General features: G+C 69.0%; 1 pseudogene. It reads left to right on the plus strand.

Going from position 1 to position 355, the window contains the following annotated elements:
• A pseudogene (locus tag BN358_RS24930) lies at positions 1–355 on the plus strand (sugar ABC transporter permease); the annotation flags it as partial.

Genomic DNA, 355 nt, shown 5'->3' on the forward strand with positions numbered 1-355 from the left:
CCGTTCTGGGTGACGATCACCCGGATCGTGCTGCTGGCCGTCGTGGTCGGCTGGCTGACCTGGATGTTCGGCACCGGCCGTCCCGGCACCTCGTTCCCGGTGCCCGGTCTGATCCTGGCGGCGCTCGTCATCGTCTACAGCTTCATCACCGGACGCACGGTCACCGGACGTCACATCTACGCGGTCGGCGGCAACCGACTCGCCGCCGAGCTGTCCGGCGTCAATACGCGCAGGACGTACTTCCTGGTCATGCTCAACATGGCTGTGCTCTCGGCGGCGCCGGCCTGATGTGTGGGCCGCTCGACCGCGTCCGGCCCCTTCGACGGCGTGGGCTGGGAGCTGGACGCGATCGCGG

This window comes from Sedimentibacter sp. B4 (assembly GCF_000309315.1).
Lineage (GTDB): Bacteria > Bacillota > Clostridia > Tissierellales > Sedimentibacteraceae > Sedimentibacter > Sedimentibacter saalensis.